We start from the raw sequence: 946 nt of genomic DNA on the forward strand, positions 1-946 counted from the left end.
CGCCGACCAGACGATCCGTCCGCTGAGCCTGTCCGAGTTTATCGGGCAGCGTGCGGCGCGGGCGAACATGCAGGTGTTCATCGAGGCGGCGCGCCGGACCGGGCAGGCGCTCGACCACGTGCTGTTCGTCGGGCCGCCGGGCCTGGGCAAGACCACGCTGGCCCAGATCGTGGCGCGCGAGCTCGGCGTGAACTTCCGCTCGACGTCCGGTCCGGTGATCGCCAAGGCGGGGGATCTGGCCGCGCAGCTGACCAACCTGGAGGAGCGCGACGTCCTGTTCATCGACGAGATCCACCGGCTCAACCCGGCGGTGGAGGAGATCCTCTACCCGGCCATGGAGGACTACCAGCTCGACCTGATCATCGGCGAGGGACCGGCGGCGCGCTCGGTCAAGATCGAGTTGCCCAAGTTCACGCTCGTGGGCGCCACGACGCGGGCGGGGCTGCTGACCACGCCGCTGCGCGACCGGTTCGGGATCCCGATCCGTCTGGAGTTCTACGAGATCGACGAGCTGGAGCAGATCGTGGCGCGGGGCGCGCGGGTTCTGGGGCTCGGGATGTCGGCGGAGGGGGCCAACGAGATCGCCCGGCGGGCGCGGGGCACGCCGCGGATCGCGGGGCGCCTGCTGCGGCGGGTGCGGGACTTCGCGATCGTGGCGGAGGCCGAGACGGTGACGCGGGCGATCGCCGACCGGGCGCTGCAGCTGCTCGACGTGGACGGGGCCGGGCTCGACGTGATGGACCGCAAGTACCTCGGGCTGATCGCGCGCTCGTTCGGGGGCGGGCCGGTGGGCATCGAGACGATCGGGGCGGCGCTGTCGGAGCCGCGCGACGCCATCGAGGACATCATCGAGCCCTACCTGATCCAGCGCGGCTTCGTGCAGCGCACCCCCCGGGGCCGCATCCTCACCCGACACGCCTACCAGCACCTCGGAATCGCGCAGCCC

Annotated in this window: 1 protein-coding gene; it reads left to right on the top strand. The window is 71.9% G+C overall.

Going from position 1 to position 946, the window contains the following annotated elements:
• The coding region (ruvB, locus tag MFF58_RS31785) for a Holliday junction branch migration DNA helicase RuvB (protein WP_238294312.1) at nt 1-946 on the top strand (946 nt) is incomplete at both ends.

Source organism: Methylobacterium longum, from assembly GCF_022179385.1.
Lineage (GTDB): Bacteria > Pseudomonadota > Alphaproteobacteria > Rhizobiales > Beijerinckiaceae > Methylobacterium > Methylobacterium longum.